Source organism: Microbacterium sp. USTB-Y, assembly GCF_023703415.1.
Taxonomy (GTDB): domain Bacteria; phylum Actinomycetota; class Actinomycetes; order Actinomycetales; family Microbacteriaceae; genus Microbacterium.
Genome location: NZ_JAGMTU010000005.1, coordinates 390,413 through 407,057 on the forward strand (window position 1 = coordinate 390,413; position 16,645 = coordinate 407,057).

At 73.3% G+C, this 16,645-nt stretch carries 13 protein-coding genes; 5 read left to right on the plus strand and 8 right to left on the minus strand.

What is annotated here, in order from left to right; translation table 11 throughout:
• Positions 1-132: 132 nt before the first annotated feature.
• Together J8G10_RS14660 and J8G10_RS14665 are read right to left on the minus strand one after the other, a co-directional pair.
• Positions 133-1,785 carry an amidohydrolase gene (locus tag J8G10_RS14660; RefSeq protein WP_251446409.1) on the minus strand — a complete coding sequence of 551 codons (1,653 nt, stop codon included), beginning with the start codon at positions 1,783-1,785 and terminating at the stop codon, positions 133-135.
• A 28-nt stretch (positions 1,786-1,813) separates the two neighbouring features.
• Complete coding sequence (locus J8G10_RS14665) at positions 1,814-3,262, minus strand: cytosine permease (protein WP_251446412.1); 1,449 nt, start codon at positions 3,260-3,262, stop codon at positions 1,814-1,816.
• Positions 3,263-3,375: 113 nt separating this feature from the next.
• Between J8G10_RS14665 and J8G10_RS14670 the strand changes: the two genes are divergently transcribed.
• On the plus strand, positions 3,376-4,386 hold the full coding sequence (locus J8G10_RS14670) for a LacI family DNA-binding transcriptional regulator (protein ID WP_251446413.1): 1,011 nt from the start codon (positions 3,376-3,378) through the stop codon (positions 4,384-4,386).
• A 16-nt stretch (positions 4,387-4,402) separates the two neighbouring features.
• Here the strand turns inward: J8G10_RS14670 and J8G10_RS14675 are convergent, their stop codons facing one another.
• Positions 4,403-5,896, minus strand: coding sequence for an FAD-dependent monooxygenase (locus J8G10_RS14675; protein ID WP_251446415.1), 1,494 nt, complete (start codon positions 5,894-5,896; stop codon positions 4,403-4,405).
• A 67-nt stretch (positions 5,897-5,963) separates the two neighbouring features.
• On the opposite strand from J8G10_RS14675, the gene J8G10_RS14680 reads away from it, so the two are divergent.
• Complete coding sequence (locus tag J8G10_RS14680; protein WP_251446418.1) at positions 5,964-6,656, plus strand: TetR/AcrR family transcriptional regulator; 693 nt, start codon at positions 5,964-5,966, stop codon at positions 6,654-6,656.
• Between the two features lie 21 nt (positions 6,657-6,677).
• On the opposite strand, the gene J8G10_RS14685 is transcribed toward J8G10_RS14680, so the two are convergent.
• Positions 6,678-8,456, minus strand: coding sequence for a 2-isopropylmalate synthase (locus J8G10_RS14685; protein WP_251446420.1), 1,779 nt, complete (start codon positions 8,454-8,456; stop codon positions 6,678-6,680).
• Positions 8,457-8,622: 166 nt separating this feature from the next.
• On the opposite strand from J8G10_RS14685, the gene J8G10_RS14690 reads away from it, so the two are divergent.
• Both J8G10_RS14690 and J8G10_RS14695 read left to right on the plus strand, forming a co-directional pair.
• Entirely contained in the window at positions 8,623-9,315 is a 693-nt protein-coding gene (locus tag J8G10_RS14690; protein WP_374208781.1) for a FadR/GntR family transcriptional regulator, read from the plus strand.
• Entirely contained in the window at positions 9,312-10,121 is an 810-nt protein-coding gene (locus tag J8G10_RS14695) for an ABC transporter ATP-binding protein (protein WP_251446425.1), read from the plus strand. The genes J8G10_RS14690 and J8G10_RS14695 overlap by 4 nt, the downstream gene beginning before the upstream one ends.
• Before the next feature lie 88 nt (positions 10,122-10,209).
• Here J8G10_RS14695 and ilvD read toward each other — a convergent pair whose 3' ends face one another.
• Positions 10,210-12,066: a dihydroxy-acid dehydratase gene (gene ilvD / locus J8G10_RS14700; protein ID WP_251446429.1), complete on the minus strand. Its 1,857-nt coding sequence runs from the start codon at positions 12,064-12,066 to the stop codon at positions 10,210-10,212.
• Positions 12,067-12,234: 168 nt separating this feature from the next.
• Between ilvD and J8G10_RS14705 the strand changes: the two genes are divergently transcribed.
• Positions 12,235-13,020, plus strand: coding sequence for a helix-turn-helix transcriptional regulator (locus J8G10_RS14705; protein WP_251446432.1), 786 nt, complete (start codon positions 12,235-12,237; stop codon positions 13,018-13,020).
• A 125-nt stretch (positions 13,021-13,145) separates the two neighbouring features.
• On the opposite strand, the gene J8G10_RS14710 is transcribed toward J8G10_RS14705, so the two are convergent.
• From J8G10_RS14710 to J8G10_RS14720, 3 genes are all read right to left on the minus strand, one after another.
• A complete protein-coding gene (locus J8G10_RS14710) occupies positions 13,146-14,618 on the minus strand; it encodes a glycosyltransferase family 39 protein (protein WP_251446435.1) in 1,473 nt (490 codons plus the stop codon).
• Between the two features lie 263 nt (positions 14,619-14,881).
• Positions 14,882-15,931, minus strand: coding sequence for a sensor histidine kinase KdpD (locus J8G10_RS14715; protein WP_251446439.1), 1,050 nt, complete (start codon positions 15,929-15,931; stop codon positions 14,882-14,884).
• Positions 15,928-16,644: a response regulator transcription factor gene (locus J8G10_RS14720; RefSeq protein ID WP_251446442.1), complete on the minus strand. Its 717-nt coding sequence runs from the start codon at positions 16,642-16,644 to the stop codon at positions 15,928-15,930. Before J8G10_RS14720 ends, J8G10_RS14715 begins: the two co-directional genes overlap by 4 nt.
• Position 16,645: the final 1 nt, after the last annotated feature.

A 16,645-nucleotide genomic window follows, 5' to 3' on the forward strand; every position in this document is an offset into this window, starting at 1 on the left:
CGAGACGAGACGTGGTGCCCTTGCGGGAGCACCGCGTTTCGTCTCGGTCGGCTGCGCCGTCCTCGCTCAACGAACCCGAGGGAGTGGGCGGCTGTGCCGTCCTCGCTCAACGAACCCGAGGGGCGGGGATCCTCAGCGAGCTCCCGGGCCTGCGGCGAGGACGGCGGCGTGCTCGCGGCCGCGCACGATCGTGGTGCGCACCCGCGCGGTGAGGAAGACCTCGGGGCCCTCGCGGAACGGATCCGCGTCGAGCACCACGAAGTCGGCGGACGCCCCCGTGCGGAGCACGCCCAGCTCGTCCTCCCAGTGCGAGGCGTAGGCGGCGTCGCGGGTGGCGCGGCGCACCGCGTCGGCGATCGCCATCGCATTGCCGGGGACGTTCGCCGGAAGGTCCGGGTCGAACGCCGAGCGCCGCGTGGTCGCGATGAACAGGTTCGGCAGCGGGTCGAACGGCGCCGTCGGGGCGTCGGTGCCGAGCGCGAGTGTCGCGCCCGCCTCGGCGAACTCGGCCCACGGGTAGCCGCGCTCGACGCGGTCGTCGCCGAGCATCGCGCGCCAGTTGTCCTGGATCGCCGGATCGCAGTGCACGGGCTGCATCGAGGCGATGACGCCGAGGCGGGCCAGGCGCAGCGGGGTCGCGTGGTCCACGGTCTCCAGGTGCTCGATCCGGTGCCGGCGGCCGGCGCGGGGGCCGTTCGTCGCGACCGCGGCCTCGAGGGCGTCGAGCGCGAGGGCCGAGGCGGCATCGCCGATGGCGTGCATCGCGATCTGGAGGCCGGCCGCATCGGCGCGCGTGACCACGGCGGTCAGCGACGGGAGGTCCCAGAGCGCGTCGGGCTGGGAGCCGTCGGCGAACGGCGCACGCATGGCCGCGGTGCAGCTGTCGATCACGCCGTCGACGAACAGCTTGATGCCGGCGATGCGGAGGCCGGGGCCGGAGTGCTCCCGGTGCAGGGCGATCGCCCGGTCGACCGCGGCGGCGTCGCCCTCGGCGGTCGCCGTGCGGTACACGGCCCAGTGCGCCGCGACGTGCATCGGCAGCACGCCGCCGCGCCGCTCCTGCACGGCGAGCATCGCGCGCAGGTCCGGCTCGCTCAGCGCCATGTCGACCGCGGCGGTGACGCCGGCGTCGAGGTAGGTGCGCAGGGCGGCCTCGAACTGCGCCTCCCGGTCGGCGTCGCGCGTGAGGGCGTCCAGCCGCACGCGCAGGAACGCGAACACCGCGTTCTCCAGCAGCATTCCGGTGGCCCGGCCGTCCGCATCGCGCTGGATCGTGCCGCCGATCGGATCCGGGGTCGTGTCGTCGATGCCCAGCTCCGCCAGCGCCGCGGAGTTCAGCCAGGCGGAGTGGTTGTCGTTCGCATTCAGGTAGACGGGGCGGTCGGCGACCACGGCGTCGATCATGTCGCGGTGCGGTGTGCGGCCGCCCAGGCTGGAGAACAGCCAGCTGCGGCCGAGGAGCCGCGGCGCATCCGGGTCGGTGGCCGCCGCAGCGGCGATGCGCGCCTGGATCTCGGCGAGGTCGGGGGCGTCGTGCAGGTCCACCTGCTCGAGAGACTCGCCCAGCCCGATGAGGTGCGTGTGCGCGTCGACGATGCCGGGGATCACGAGCGCCCCGTCGAGGTCGACGACGTCGTCCGCGGCGAAGGCGTCGGCGGCGGCGGTGTCCCCGACGAAGAGGATCCGGCCGTCCTCGACGATGAGCGACTGCGCCCACGGCCGGGTGTCGGAGGTGAAGATCGCCCCACCCCGGTAGTGGGTGGTGCGGGTCTCGTGCGAAGTCATCAGTCCGGATCCTTTGTCGTGCGGGTGGTCAGAGCGAGGCCTGGGAGCGGGGCGACCGGCGCACCAGCAGCAGGTAGAAGACGAACGGCACGAGCAGTCCGACCGGCACCGAGAGGTCGATGCCGCCGAGCGCCGCGGCGATCGGGCCGGTGAAGACCAGGGTCGCGCTGCACATCAGCGAGGCGCCGATGCCGACGAGCACCGCGACCGCGCCCGGGATGTGCACGCCGCCGGTGAACCAGAACCGGCTGCCCCGGCTGTCGTCGGCGAGGGCCGCCCCGTCGTAGCGGTTGCGCCGCCACAGCATGTCGGCGAGGTAGACCCCCATCACCGGGGCGAGTACGGTCACCGCGAGCTGCAGGGCGCTCGAGACGCTGTCGAGGAAGTTCCACACCAGCAGCGCGAACAGGGTCATCAGCACGCCGACCGTGCCGTCCAGCAGCACCGTGCGCGAGCGCGGCAGGCGGATGCCGACCGCCTGCAGGGCGAGGCCCGAGCTGTAGGCGGTCATCGCGTTGTTGGCGATGGTGCCGACGATCACCGAGATGAGGAAGATCGGAGCGAACCAGCCGGGCAGGAACTTCTCCAGTCCCGCCTCCGGATCCGACATGTCCACCGAGCTCGCCGCGAGCACGCCGACGAAGGTCGCGAGGACTCCGGGGATCACCATGCCCAGCGTGGTCCACAGTGCGACGTCGCGCACGCGCGTGGCGGCGGGCAGGTAGCGGGCGAAGTCGGCGCTGTTCGTGTAGGACAGCGGGCCGGACGCGACCAGTGCGATCCCGGCGGCCATCATCGCGACCAGCTCGAGCCCGTGCAGCGGGTGCGCGGGGGCGTAGTTCCACTGCGCGCCGCCGACGACGAACACCGCCATGCCGGCGAAGATCACCGCGAGCAGGATCGCGAGCGGCTGGTACAGGCGCATGATCAGGCGGTGGCCGTACACGCTGATCACCATGGTCGCCGCGGCGATCACGATGGCGCTGATCGCGATGGTCCACCCGTTCGATGCGACGCCGAGCCGGCCGAGCAGGCCGACCGCGACGGTCGTGGCGGCGGCCCAGTTGATCGCGAGGTAGCACACGCTGATCAGCCAGCCGGCGATCGCGACGTTGAACCGGTTGCCGGTGATGCCGTACATCGCCCGCGTGATGATCTCGCTCGGGGTTCCGGCGGCGGGCCCGGATCCGGCGACGATGCCGGTGATGACGGAGAACAGGTTGCCGATCACGATCACCAGCAGCGCCTGCCACAGGTTCAGGCCGAGCAGCACGAGGGTCACGCCGATCACGACCGCGAGGAAGTTGACGTTGGGGGCCGCCCACACCGCGAAGAGGTCGCGGGCGCGTCCGTGCCGTTCGGCGTTCGGGATGTAGTCGATGCCGTGCGTCTCGACGCGCGTGGCGCTGTCGGTGGGGACGGGGTGCGTGAGGGCGGGGGACGGGGCCGCGGTCTCGGGGGGTGTCGTCTGCGACATGGATCCTCCAGGGCGAAAGGTCGGGTGCGCGACGTCCTTGTTCGCGCTCGACACGCAACGCTAAAGAGCCAAAACGATTTGGGCAAGGAGATTCCGGGATCTATCATCGCGGCATGCGCAGACAGCGATCGACGATCCGCGATGTGGCCCGCAAGGCGGGCGTCTCCGTCACCACGGTGTCGCACACGTTCTCCGGCAACGGCGTCGTGAACGAGGCGACGCAGGCCCGCGTCCGCGCGGCCGCGACCGAGCTCAGCTACCACCCCGACGTCGTGGCGAGCGGCCTGCGCCGCAGCCGGCTCGGCGTGATCGGCCTCGTGCTGCGCCCCGCGGTGGGCGCGGAGCCGCAGCAGATCCAGGACGTCGACTACTTCCCGCGGTTCGCGGGAGCGGCCGCGCTGGCCTCGCTCGGACAGGGCTATGCGCTCATGCTCGTCGCCGACCCGACCGTGCCGCACGCGCCGACCACGGCCTGGGCGTGCGACGGCATCATCGTGACCGACCCCGTCGTCGACGACCCGCTCGTGGCGGCGCTGCGGGCCGGGGGCATGCCGTACACGCTGGTCGGGGCGGACCCCGAGGATCCGGACGATCCGCACGTCATCGACATCGCGACCGGGCCCATCACGGATCGGGTGCTGGATCACCTGGCCGCCGCCGGCGCGACGCGCATCGCGCTGGTCCTGGGCACGGATCCGATCGAGTGGAACGCGGCGACCGAACGGCGCTACCGCGAGCGCACCCCGCCCGCGGACCAGCTGGTGCGCCACGTGCCGGAGCGCTCCGACCCGTCGGAGGGCGCGGCCGCGGCCGACGAGCTGCTCGCCCTGCCCGAGCCGCCCGACGGCGTGTACTGCATGACGAGCGACCATGCCCGCGCGCTCGTGGACCGGCTCGTCGCGCGGGGCGTGCGCGTCCCGGAGGACGTGCGCGTCGTCTGCGGATCCGACGCCGACAGTCTGCGCAACTCCGTGCCCGAGATCACCGCCGTCGATCTGCAGCCGCAGGCTCTCGGCCGGCAGGCCGCGGCGGAGCTGCTGCGGCAGCTCGAGCCGGGGCTCGCGCTGGAGGTGCCGGAGCCCGAGCACGGGACCCTGGTCGAGCGGAGGTCGAGCCGGGGCTGAGAGCCCGCGCCCGGGGCTACCGTTCCGGGAGGAAGCCCGTGAGGGCGTCGGCGAGTCCCGCGCCGTCGTCGCCCGCCCACGCGATGACCCCGTCCGGGCGCACCAGCGCGAGCGAGGCCGGTGCGTCGGCGGTCGCGAACACCCGCACCCCGTCCCGAGCCGCGGATGCGGGCGCGGCGGCATCGGGTCGATGCGCGAGCACGAAGGCGCCGTCGGCCGCGGCGTCGAAGTACGAGCCGGTCTCCCCGGGTGCGCCCGCCCAGTCGGCCGCGAACGAGCCGGCGAGCTCGCCCGGGACGCCGTATCCGACCAGCTCGCCGGAGAGCACGCGCACCATCTCGGTCGCGCCGTCGGGGGTGTCGATCAGGCGGCGCACCAGCCGGCCCGCGGCGCGGGAGCGCTCGTCCGTGCGCATCACGGCGACCTGCGCGCGGCTCCAGTCCAGGATGCGCTCGGCCTCCGGGCGGCGCTCGTGCTCGTAGTCCTCGAGGACGCGCTCCGGCAGGCGGCCGGCGATCACCCCGCCCAGACGCCACCCCAGGGCCGTGGCGTCGAGCATGCCCAGGGAGAGGCCCTGGCCGCCGAACGGCGGGTGCACGTGCGCGGCGTCGCCGGCGAGCAGGACGCGCCCCCGGCGGTAGTGATCGGCCGCGCGTGTGTTGTCCGTGAACCGGGTCGCGCTGAGCACCGCGGTGACCGTGACGTCGACGCCGGTGACGGCGCGGATCGCCCGCGTGAGCTCCGCGGCGGTGATCTCTGCCGTGCGATCGGCCGGCGCCCCGTCGAACTCCGCCGTGAGGATCAGGTTGTTCGGCATGCGCCGGAACACCCCTGTCGGCGTGAGGTGCCAGCCGAGCGGGACGTCATCGAGGCCGTCGCCGGCGACCAGGGCCTGATACCCGGTCATGACGCCGTCCAGCCCCGGGAAGCCGAAGCCCGCGCTCTTGCGCACCGTGCTGCGGCCCCCGTCGGCGCCGACGACCCATAGTGCCTCGAGGTCGCCGGCGTCGCTGTGCACGACGACGTGGTCGGCGTGCGGGGTCACCCCCGTCACGGTCACGCCCTGGCGCACCTCCACGCCGCGTTCCACGAGCCGCTCGCGCAGCACGGCCTGCACCTGCTGCTGGGCCACGAGGGCCGAGTCGGAGCTGCGGCCGAGCTCGTCCCAGCGCACCAGGTCGGGCCGCAGGGTCATCCCGGCCACATGCCCCGCGAAGCGCGGCGGGGTGAACGGCGCGGGCTCCGGCTGCGGCGCGCCCGGAAGGCGCGGGCTGCGCGGGCCGAGGGGGGCCGTCGCCCGGGGGTCGTCCCCGGCGAAGGCGACGCCGCGACGCCGCAGCGCGTCGGCCGCCCGGGCGTTGAGGGACCCGGCCTTGATGGTGGGATCGACCGTCTCGAAGCGCTCCAGCACCAGCGGATCCGCGCCGGCGAGGGAGAGCTCGAGGGCGAGCATGAGGCCCACCGGTCCGCCTCCGACGACGATCGCGTCGTTCATTCCGTCCATCCACATGGTCCCGCTCCTCTTGATTAGGTTGAACATAAAACTAGGTCGAACCCAATATTGCTAGACTGGCCGCATGACGTCAACCCCGGAAGTGCCGGATCCGCGCCGCGCTGCGGACGAGGGCGGAATGAGCGCCAAGCAGCGTCGCCGCGAGCGCATCTCCGGCGCCGCGATGATGCTCTTCGCCGAGCGCGGCTTCGACGGGGTGTCGATCGCCGAGATCGCGGACGCCGCAGGAGTCTCGAAGATGACGGTGACCAATCACTTCCCGCTCAAGGAGGACCTGGTCTTCGACGAGTTCGACGGCGATGTGCGTCGAGTCGCCGGGGTCATCGCCGGCGTCTCGTCGGTCCTGGAGGCGGTGGACGCGATCGAGGGGTACTGCGTCGAGCGCGAGCGGACCGGCGGCACCGCGCGTGCACTCGCGACGGCCGATCCCGATGCGTGGCGGGGCTTCGCCGCCCTCGTGCTCGGCAGCAGGGCCCTCACCCTGCGGTTCCACGCACAGTACCTCGACGTCAGGGACGCGATCGACGCGGCGCTGCCGGAAGCGCTCCCCGAAGCGGAGGGCGCCGTCGTCGCGTGGATGCTCGCCGAGGCGGTGCACCTCGTGGACTGGTGGCCCTATGAGCAGGTCGCCCGCGGGGCGACCTCTCCGGCGATCCGCGCGGGCCGCGCCGAGGTGCGCGTTCGCGCGTTCGCGGCGCTCCGTGACGGGCTCGGCGCCGCGAGCGGGAGCGCCGCGGATCCCGTCCGTCCCCGGTGAGACGGATCCGCGGCGCCGCGCTCAGCCGGCCGCGACGTTCGCCGCGGCCACGACGGCTCTGAGGGTCGCGGTCAGCACGGAGCGATCCCTGCCGGCGGTCCAGCCCGTTCCCCGCGCGCCGCGGTACTCGATGAGCGTCAGCGCCTCGGCGTCGGTCCCCGCGCCCAGGCTCGTCTGCTGCAGGTCGAGGACCTCGATGGGCATGCCGTGCGCCGCGAGCTCCGCGGTCAGCGCCTCGACGGGGCCGACGCCCGGATGCACGGCCGCGTGCTCCACCCCGTCCACCCGCAGCCGGAGCGCGGTGCGCGGCTGCGGCTCCGCCGCCTCGATCTGCGCCGCAGCCAGCACGACCCGCGCGTCATCCCGGGGCGAGAGGTAGGCGTCCTCGAAGATCCGCCGGAGCTCCTCGGCGCCGAGTTCCAGGCCGCTCTCGTCGGCGCGGCGCTGCACGTGGCCCGCCAGGTCGAGCTGCAGCCGGCGCGGGAGCCGGATCCCGAACTCCGTCTCGAGCAGGTAGGCGATGCCGCCCTTGCCCGACTGCGAGTTGACCCGGATCACCGCGTCGTAGGAACGGCCGAGGTCGGCCGGGTCGACGGGGAGGTAGGGGACGCGCCAGGCGATCTCGCGCTCGGAGCGTCCCTCCCGCGCAGCGCGCGCCCGGTGCTCCGCGAACCCCTTGCGGATGGCGTCCTGATGCGTGCCGCTGAACGCCGTGTGCACGAGGTCGCCGACGTAGGGATGGCGGGGATGCACCTCGATGCGGTTGCTGTGCTCGACCGTGCGCCGGATCTCGTCGATGTCGGAGAAGTCGATCATCGGGTCGATGCCCTGGGCGTGCAGGTTCAGCGCGAGGGTGACGAGGTCGACATTGCCCGTGCGCTCGCCGTTGCCGAACAGGCAGCCCTCGACGCGCTGCGCCCCGGCGAGCACCCCGAGCTCCGCGCACGCGACGCCGGTGCCGCGGTCGTTGTGCGGATGCACCGACAGGATGACGCCGTCGCGACGGGCGAGGTGGCGGTGCATGTACTCGATCTGATCCGCGTAGACGTTGGGGGTCGCGATCTCGACCGTCGCCGGCAGGTTCAGGATCACCGGCCGCTCCGGCGTCGCATCCCAGAGGGCCGTCATGGCGTCGCAGATCTCGAGCGCATAGTCGGGCTCGGTGAGCATGAACACCTCGGGGGAGAACTCGAAGCGCACGTGCGGCAGGTCCCCGGCGAGATCGAGCGCGTCGCGCCCGGCTTCGAGGATCAGGGCCCGCAGCGCATCCCGGTCCCGTCCGAGCACCGTCTCCCGCCAGCTCGGGGCCGTCGCGGTGTAGAGGTGGATCACGACCGGGTTGCGGATGCCGCGGATCGCCTCGACCGTGCGGGCGATGAGGTCGCGCCGGGCGGCGGTGAACACGACGATCGTGACGTCGTCCGGGGCGACGTCGTGCTCGGCGATGAGGCGGACGAAGTCGAAGTCGGTCTGCGAGGCGGAGGGGTAGCCGACCTCGATCTCCTTGTAGCCCATCGCGACCATGAGGTCGAAGAGACGTCGTTTACGGGCCGGATCCATCGGCTCCGCGAGCGCCTGATTGCCGTCGCGGAGGTCGACGGGGACCCAGAGCGGTGCGGCGGTGAGACGTCGTGACGGCCATCGGCGCTCGGCGTCGGCGAGCGGGACCTCGACGCGGTCGTAGGGGTCGGTGTAGCGGTGGGAGGGCATCTGCGAATGCCGCTGACGATTCCACGCGGGGGCGTCGGCGGGGAGGGGGCCGGCCGGCGTGGAGATGCCGGGGAAGGCGGTGCTGCTCATGGTTGTCGGTTCCTTCGACTGCGGTTTCGGCGACCGGCGCGGCGCATCAGCCACGACGGGGGCGCCGGTCCGGTCAGACCCCGTCGTGGCGGAGAAGAAGAAGCGCTGTGCGCAGGAGCATGCAGGCAGTGTAGCGTTAACTCCTCAGACAAGTTGAGGAGTTGAGATGTCGGGAGCCCATGCGCCGGGGAGCGGTGCCGTGCAGCGCACTTCGATGGCCGATCAGGCGGCAGAGGTGCTCCTCGGCCGGATCCGCGCCGAGGAGTGGGCTCTGGGGGCGCGACTGCCGGGGGAGACGACGCTCGCGGCGCAGCTCGGCGTGGGACGCTCGACCGTGCGCGAGGCGATCCGGCAGCTCTCCGGGCGAGGGGTTCTCGCCGCACGGCAGGGCGCCGGAGTCTTCGTCGCGGCGCTCGACGCGCGCGACGACTGGGATGCGGTGCTGCAGCGCGCCGACATCGTGAGCGTGATCGAGGCGCGGACCGCGATCGAGAGCGAGGCGGCGGCCCTCGCCGCGGAGCGGCGCACCGCGACCGATCTGCGGGCGATCCGGCGCGCCCTGAAGGTCCGGGAGCAGCGCCGCGCGGATCTCGACGAGCACGTCGACGCCGACCTCGCCTTCCATCGGGCGATCGTCGTCGCGGCGGCGAACCCGATCCTCACCGAGTTGTTCGACGGGTTCACCCCGCGGCTGCGGCAGACGATGGTCGCGATGCTGCGGATCCGCACGGCCTTCGGCGGCGTCGAGGACCATGCGGCCCACGAGCGCCTCGCCGACGCGATCCGCGCCGGGGACGCCGCGCTCGCCGCGGGGCTCAGCCGGAAGCACCTCGCCTCGCTCAAGGACGGCCTGCGGTGAGCGCCGAGGTCGTGCGCCTGGACGCCGTGACGCTCCGTCGCGAGGGGAAGGACATCCTTCACGAGATCGGCCTCACCGTGCGCGCGGGGGAGCACTGGGCGCTGCTGGGGCCGAACGGCGCGGGCAAGAGCACGATCCTCGGGATCTGCGGGGCCCGGACGCATCCGTCGAGCGGCACCGCCGAGGTCCTCGGCCACCGGATCGGGCGCGTCGACCTGCAGGAGCTGCGCCGGCTGATCGGGCACGTCGATCCGCGGCACCCGCTGCGCTCGCCGCTGACCGTGACCGAGGTCGTGCTGACCGGGCTCACCGGCACGATCGAGACCCCGATGCGCTGGTCGCCGGAGCCTGCGCAGACCGCCCTCGCCCACGAGCTCATCGCCGACGTCGGGCTCTCGCACCGGCGCGAGGCGCTGTGGCCGACGCTCTCGCAGGGGGAGCGCGGCCGGGCGCTCATCGCACGGGCGCTCGCGTGCCGGCCACGGCTGCTCCTGCTCGACGAGCCGATGACCGGACTCGACGTGGCTGCCCGGGAGCAGCTGCTGGAGACGATCGACGCGCTCGCGCACCGGGATCCGCAGCTCGCGTCGATCCTCGTCACGCACCACCTGGAGGATCTGCCGGAGACCACCTCGCACGCGCTCGTGATCTCCCAGGGCGAGATCGCCGCGCAGGGGCCGGTCGAGAGCGCGGTCACGACCGAGACGATCTCCCGCGCGTTCGCGCATCCGATCGAGGTCACCCGGACCGGCGCGCGCTGGTCGGCGAGGACCCGCCGCTCCCGAGGGGCGGCGGTCCCCGCCTGACCTGCCCTGGCGCGGAAACCGCGTCGTCCCCGTCAGCGCACCCTCTGGGCGCCGCTGGCGGGGACGACTCGGAGAGACCGGGGCCGGCTCAGAGCTCGGGGACGATGCGGATCGCGCCCTTGTCCGCCGACTGGGCGAAGTGCGCGTAGGCGCGCAGCGCGGGGCTCACCTCGCGGACGCGGTTCTTGGGGCGGTAGCCGCCGTTCGCCTCGAGCTGCTCGCGGCGGCGCTCCAGCACCTCCCACGGCACGTCGAGCTCGAGCTTTCGGGTGGGGATGTCGATCGAGATGATGTCGCCGTCCTCGACGAGCGCGATCATGCCGCCCGCGGCGGCCTCGGGCGAGACGTGCCCGATGGACAGGCCCGAGGTGCCGCCGGAGAAGCGCCCGTCGGTGATCAGCGCGCAGGCCTTGCCGAGTCCGCGGCCCTTGAGGAACGACGTCGGGTAGAGCATCTCCTGCATGCCGGGGCCGCCCTTGGGGCCCTCGTAGCGGATGACGACGACGTCGCCCTCCTTCACCTGCTTGTTGAGGATCTTCTCGACCGCCTCGTCCTGCGACTCGCAGACGACGGCGGGGCCGGAGAAGGTCCAGATCGACTCGTCCACGCCCGCGGTCTTCACGACCGCGCCGTTCTCGGCGATGTTGCCGTGCAGCACGCCGAGGCCGCCGTCCTTGGAGTAGGCGTGCGCGACGTCGCGGATGCAGCCGCCCTCGGCGTCGGTGTCGAGCGAGGCCCAGCGCTCGGACTGCGAGAACGCGGTCGACGAGCGTCGGCCGCCCGGTGCGGCGTGCCACAGGTCCTGCGACTCGGCCGAGGCCGAGCCGCCGCGGATGTCCCATTCGTCCAGCCACTCGCCGAGCGTCGCGGCGTGCACCGTGTGCACCTGGTCGTCGAGGAGTCCGCCGCGGCGCAGCTCGCCGAGGAGGGCGGGGATGCCTCCGGCGCGGTGCACGTCCTCCATGTAATAGGTGCGGCTGCCGGCGGAGTTCGGGGCGACCTTCGCGAGGCAGGGCACGCGGCGCGAGATCGCGTCGATCTCGGCGAGGCCGAAGTCGACGCCCGCCTCATGCGCGGCGGCGAGCAGGTGCAGGATCGTGTTGGTCGATCCGCCCATCGCGATGTCGAGCGCCATCGCGTTGCCGAACGCGGCGTGCGTGGCGATGCTCTTCGGCAGGACGCTCTCGTCGTCGCCGTCGTAGTAGCGCTTGGCGATGTCGACCACGAGCGAGCCGGCCTTCTCGTACAGTGCGCGGCGGGCCGTGTGCGTGGCGAGCACCGAGCCGTTGCCGGGCAGGGAGAGCCCGATCGCCTCGGTGAGGCAGTTCATCGAGTTCGCGGTGAACATGCCGGAGCAGGATCCGCAGGTCGGGCAGGCCGACTCCTCGATGCGCAGGATGTCGGCGTCCGAGATCTTCTCGTTCACCGCGTCGCTGATCGCGTCGACGAGGTCGAGGGAGCGGACGGTGCCGTCGACGAGCGTCGCGCGGCCGGCCTCCATCGGGCCCCCGGAGACGAAGACCGTCGGGATGTTCAGGCGGAGGGCCGCGAGCAGCATGCCCGGGGTGATCTTGTCGCAGTTCGAGATGCAGACGAGGGCGTCGGCGCAGTGCGCGTTGACCATGTACTCGACCGAGTCGGCGATGAGGTCGCGCGACGGGAGCGAGTAGAGCATGCCGCCGTGGCCCATCGCGATGCCGTCGTCGACGGCGATCGTGTTGAACTCGCGCGGGATCCCGCCGGCTTCGGAGATGGCCTCGGAGACGATGCGCCCGACCGGTGCGAGGTGCGTGTGGCCGGGGACGAACTCGGTGAAGGAGTTCGCGACGGCGATGATGGGCTTGCGACCGAGGTCCGCGCCGTTCACGCCGGCGGCGCGGAAGAGGGCGCGGGCGCCGGCCATGTTGCGTCCGTGGGTGACCGTGCGAGAGCGATAAGCGACCATGGTGACCATTGTGGACCCGCCGCACGGATCTGCCGAGCCCCCGGGCGAGGAGGGCTTGTACTAGTACTCGGAGTACTGTTTTCGCATGAGCCGTCACGCGAAGAGCGCAGGGGATCCGGAACCGAGGGGATCCGACCGGGCGGCTGCCCTCGGACGGCGGCGGCGCTCATGATCCGCCCGCGCACGCCTCGGCGCGAGCAGCTGGGGGAGTTCCTCGCCTCGCGGCGCCGCGCGGCGAGCCGCTCCGCCCTGGGCCTGCCGCAGGCCGCCCGCCGCGGGGACACGGGTCTCAGCCGGGAGGAGGTGGCGGCGCTCGCCGGAGTGAGCGCGAGCTGGTTCACCTGGCTCGAGCAGGGGCGCGACATCGGCGTCTCCCGCCAGGTGCTCGGCGCGGTCGCGCGCGTGCTGCAGCTGAGCCCGGCCGAGATCGACTACGTGGTGCGGCTCGCCGGCCCCGAGGAGGACGGCGCGGCCGAGGAGGCGGAGCGGATCCCGGAGCACCTGCAGCGGCTCGTCGACGCGCTGGACTTCCCGGCCTTCGTCGTCGCGAGCGACTGGGCGATCCTGGGGTGGAACGCCCCGTATGCGCGCCTGTACGAGCCGATCGCCGTCGTGGATCCCGGCGATCGCAACCTGCTCTGGCTCATCTACACCGACCCGCGGCTGCGTCGGATGCTGCCCGAGTGGGACCAGGAGAGCCGGCGGTTCCTCGCCGAGTTCCGCGCGGAGTCCGGAGTGCGGCTGAGCTCGGATCGGCATCGGGCGCTCATCGAGCGGCTGCTCGAGGGGAGCGAGGACTTCCGGATCCAGTGGGCCGAGCACGCGGTCGAGCGCTTCACCTCGCGGCAGCGCGTGTTCCAGCACCCGAAGGACGGCCGGCGCGTCTTCGAGCACCACAGCCTGGTGCCCTCCGACGCGCCCGGCCTCTCGGTCGTCATGTACGTGCCCGTCTGATCCGCGGGCTCGGCAGCGACGACGATCGCGACGGGAGCAGACCCGGACACCCTTCGGGGGCGTTGAGCGAGGACGGCGTAGCCGACCGAGACGAAACGCGGTGCCCGCGGGAACGGCGGTTCCGCTCAGCGCTGCAGCCGCAGCACGGTCGTGACATGGATCCGATGCAGCGAGGAGATCCGATAGCCGAGCGACTCCAGGTGCCGCACATCGGGGGACCGCTCGGGATCCGACCCGCGCTCGACCGCCCACACGTCCGGGGTGAGGTCTGCGGCCGTGAGGGCGTCGTTCGGCCGGGTGCGGTCCCACAGGCCCGGCTGCGTGCGGAACGACGCGATCCGAGCGGGATCCCGCAGCCGGGCGACGTCCGCCGGGTAGACGGCGGCGATGAGGCGCGGCTGCTCGGAGTCCTTCGGCCGGTCGTCGTACACGACGCTGTCGCCGGGGCGGGCGGCGCCGTGCAGATACGCGGCCGCGTCGCGCCAGTCGCTGCCGTCCTTCGCATACGGACCGCGCAGCACGACGAGATTCGGCACGAAGGCGGCGAGCATCACCGCCAGCAGGCCGGCGCCGACCGTGGTCGCCCCGGCGGGCGCCATCCTCCGCACCGCATGCGCGACCGCCCGCACGCCGAGGGCGACCAGCACCGCCGCGGCCGGCGTGCAGAACGACAGATACCGCACCGTGTACATCGGGGCGACCGTCGCGCTCGCGAGCAGGATCACGGCGGTCGGCAGCACGAGCCAGATCCCGGCGAGCAGCGCCAGCCGCGCGGCCCCGGGGTCGCGCCGGCGGGCTCGGAGCACCGCCGCCGCACCGATCGCGATGAGCGCCGCGCACGGCCAGACGGTCACCGGATCGAACCACTGCACGGCGAGGACGTTCTCGGCCGTCGCGTAGTCGCGATGCGCGAGGAAGCCGATCTGGTTGCGCTCCGACACGGCGAGGAGCACGATCGGCGTCGCCAGCGCGACCGCCGCGACGGCCCAGCCGGCCCACATCCGGATGCGCCCGCGGTGGGCGAGGAGCACGTACACCCCGTGCACCGGCAGCAGCAGCGCGAGGTAGAGGAAGACGTAGACCGCCGCGGCCGCCCCCACGGCGTAGCCCGCCCACGCCCATCGCCGGCCGCGGTTCTCCAGCAGGGTCACCAGCAGCACCGTCAGCCACACCGCGATCGCGGATCCGATCGCGTAGGAGCGGGCCTCGGCCGCCATGACCGCCGTGCGCGGCAGCAGCGCGGCGAGCAGGCCCGCGGCGAGGGCGAGCCGGGGACCGCACCACCGGCCGGCGAGCACCGCGGTGCCGGCGGCGAGCAGCCCGGCCGCGAGCGCGCTCGGCAGCCGCACTGAGAACTCGCCCGCGCCGAACAGGCCGATCCATCCGTGCAGGAACGCGTAATAGACCCCGTGCACGCCGTCGACGTGCTGCAGCATTCGCCAGAGCTCGGGCCAGGTGCGCGAGGCCGACATGACGCTGGCCGCCTCATCGCCCCAGAACGACGGGATCCAGGATCCGAGGACTCCGGCGCACGCACCGATCAGGCCGGCGATCAGGGCGGCGCGGCGCGACCGCGCACGGTCGCTCCAGGTCCGCACAGCCCGATCCTTCCGCCTGGGCCTGTGCACCGGCCGTGCAGACGGAGAGGGGTCGGCGCCGTGCAGACGGCGGCTGGTCGGCGCCGTGCGCACAATTCAGGCTGGACGACCGTCGGTGCCGATCACCGCCGCATGTTTCCGCGACGACCTGCTGCCCGGGCCTGAAGACAGCCTGAATTGCGCACGGCCCCCCGAGGCGGAGTCTTCGGCACGGCGTCAGACCAGCGGCAGTGGCAGCGTCAGACCAGCGGGCAGGGGCAGCGTCAGACCAGCGGCAATCGCAGCGTCACCACGGTGCCGGAGCCCTCGGCGGAGCGCAGTGCCACGGTCCCGCCATGCCGGCGCAGGATCGCCGAGACGAGACTCAGCCCGATGCCCGAGCCGGCGACATCGCGGGCGTTCTGCGCCCTGGCGAGCTCGTCGAACACGTGCGGCAGATCGGCGCCGGGGATGCCGCGGCCGGTGTCGGCCACCTCGATCACGGCCTGACCGGCCTCTTCGCGCAGGCGCACCTCGATCGGGCCGGCATCCGCGTACTTCGCCGCGTTGCCGAGCACGTTGTCGACGGCGAGGGCCAGCAGATCCGGATCGGCAGAGATCGGCGGCACCGGCCAGGGCACGCGGGTGACGGTCAGGGCCATGCGCGCGCCGGCGGCGGGATCCTGCTGCGCGAGCGCGGAGATCGCCTCGACCAGGAGCTGCTCCAGATCGAGGGTTTCGCGCTCCAGCGGCCGCGACTCGAGGTCGGCGAGCTTGCGCAGATCGCGCACCAGGCCGCCGAGCTTCGCGGCCTGCGCGTCCACGAGCGGCCAGGATGCGGTGCTGCCCGCGTCGTTCTGGGCCGCCGCGGAGGTCGCCAGGATGGCGGTGAGGGGGTTCTTCAGCTCGTGGTCGAGCCGGGCGAGGAAGCGCGCGTGGTTCTCCCGCTCCTGCTGGGCGCCGCGCGCCGCGGCCTCGGCGTGCGCGGCCTGCGCCCTGGTGCGGCTCCGGGCCTGCGCGGCGAGAGCGGCCAGGACTCCCAGCGCGATCACGCTGAGCAGGATCCCCGCGCCGGCCGCCACGGCGGGCAGCGCGATCCTCACCTGCACCTGACGCGTCTCGCCGGTCGCGAGCAGCAGCGCCGCGATCGTCGTGCCGAGCACGGCGGGCACGGCGCCGAGGATCCACCAGAGGGCGCGGGGCCGGGGCCCCCGGGGCGGACGCGCCGTCCCGGTCGCCGCCGTCCCGGTCGGCGCCGGCAGGGTCCGCCGGTCCGCCGGTCCGCCGGGCTCGGGGATCCCGGTCGCCCCCGTCGCGTCGGTCCGCCCGCTCATGCCGCACCCACGGGCGCCGCGAAGCGGTAGCCGAAGCTCTGCACGGTCTCCACGAACCGGGGCGCGGCGGCGTCGTCGCCGAGCACGCGGCGCAGCTCCGAGACGCGGTGGTCGACCGCCCGGCTGGACGTCGCGAAGTCGAAGCCCCAGAGCGTCTCCAGCAGGCGGTCGCGGGTGTGCACCTCGTCGGGGTGCAGCATCAGGTACTCCAGCAGGGTCATCGCCTTCGGGGTGAGCGTGAGCTCGGCGTCGTCGAGCCACGCCCGCCGCGCGGTGCGATCCAGCACGAGGCCGTGCGCGCGCAGCCGTGCGGCCGCCGCGAGCGAGGGGCCGCCGGCCGCGGTGCGGCGCAGCACCGCGCGGATGCGCGAGATGAGTTCGTGGGGGTCGAAGGGCTTGTTGAGATAGTCGTCTGCGCCCTCGTCGAGGGCCGCGCTGCGCTCCCAGGATTCGCCCACCTGGGTGAGCAGGATGATCGGCAGCCAGAGCCGGCGTCCGCGCATGCGCCGCACGAACTCGCGGCCGTCGAGGTGGGGCATGAGCACGTCGCAGACGACGAGATCGGGGGCGCGCCGCTCGACCGCGGCGAGACCCTGTGCGCCGTCCGCGGCGATCTCGACGTCGAAGCCGCTGCGCTCCAGGAACGGCCCGAGGGCGCCGGTGATGGCCTCGTCGTCGTCGACGAGCAGGATGCGGGGGCGGGCCTCGGCCATG